The organism is Mesorhizobium sp. M0166 (genome assembly GCF_040322255.1).
Lineage (GTDB): Bacteria > Pseudomonadota > Alphaproteobacteria > Rhizobiales > Rhizobiaceae > Mesorhizobium.
Genome location: NZ_JAMYTD010000107.1, coordinates 1 through 1,070 on the forward strand (window position 1 = coordinate 1; position 1,070 = coordinate 1,070).

The window sequence follows — 1,070 nt, forward strand, 5'->3', positions numbered from 1 at the left end:
CGCCCGTCGCTTCACCGGCCCAGCAGGGCACAACCCACGCCGGAAACGAACTCAAAACTGGATAGAAACTGGGGGCAACGTCAGCCGGCCCAAATATGCCTGCCGCGCCTGCGAGGACGTTGTCGTGCAAGCTCCGGCGCCCGCAAGGCTGATCGAGGGTGGTCTTCCGACCGAGGCAACGGTCGCCCAGGTGCTGGTCTCAAAATATGCCGATCACCTTCCGCTCTATCGTCAGGCGCAGATCTACGCCCGGCAGGGTGTCAATCTCGATCGCTCTACGCTCGCCGACTGGGTCGGCCGCGCCGCCTGGCACCTGCGTCCAGTGCATGAGCGGCTGCTTGGCAAGCTGAAGTCCTCGCCAAAACTCTTCGCCGACGAGACGACCGCGCCGGTGCTCGATCCCGGCCGCGGCAAGACGAAGACAGGTCAACTCTGGGCCTATGCCCGCGATGATCGACCATGGGAGGGGAGCGACCCGCCGGGCGTCGCCTATGTCTATGCGCCGGACCGAAAGGCCGAGCGTCCGATCGCTCATCTCGCAGGCTTCACCGGAATCTTGCAGGTCGACGGCTATGGCGGCTATCGCGTGCTGGCCGACAAAAGCGGCGTCACGCTCGCCTTCTGCTGGGCGCATGTCCGTCGGCGCTTTTATGAACTGGCAGCAGCCGGTCCCGCGCCGATCGCCAGCGAGGCGCTGAGACGGATCGCCGAACTCTACAAGATCGAGGATGACATCCGTGGCCGATCGGCCAACGAGCGCCGCGCGATGCGTCAGGACAAAAGCCGCGCCATCGTCGCCGATCTCGAACCCTGGCTGCGTGAGAAGCTCGGCCTGATCAGTCAGAAGACCAAGCTCGCAGAAGCAATCCGCTACACGCTCTCACGCTGGGAAGGCCTCTCGCGCTTCCTTGACGACGGCCGCATCGAGATCGACAGCAACACCGTCGAACGCTCGATCCGTCCGATCGCGCTCAACCGCAAGAACGCGCTCTTCGCAGGCTCTGACGATGGTGCTTCATACTGCTCATCCCGTCATGCTGTTGAAAGATCGAGTAGATTTGGCTGGCGCT

General features: G+C 63.6%; 1 pseudogene. It reads left to right on the forward strand.

Annotated elements, in window-relative coordinates:
- Nucleotides 1–79: 79 nt before the first annotated feature.
- Nucleotides 80–1,070 (forward strand): annotated as a pseudogene (gene tnpC, locus NKJ46_RS34605) (IS66 family transposase); the annotation flags it as partial.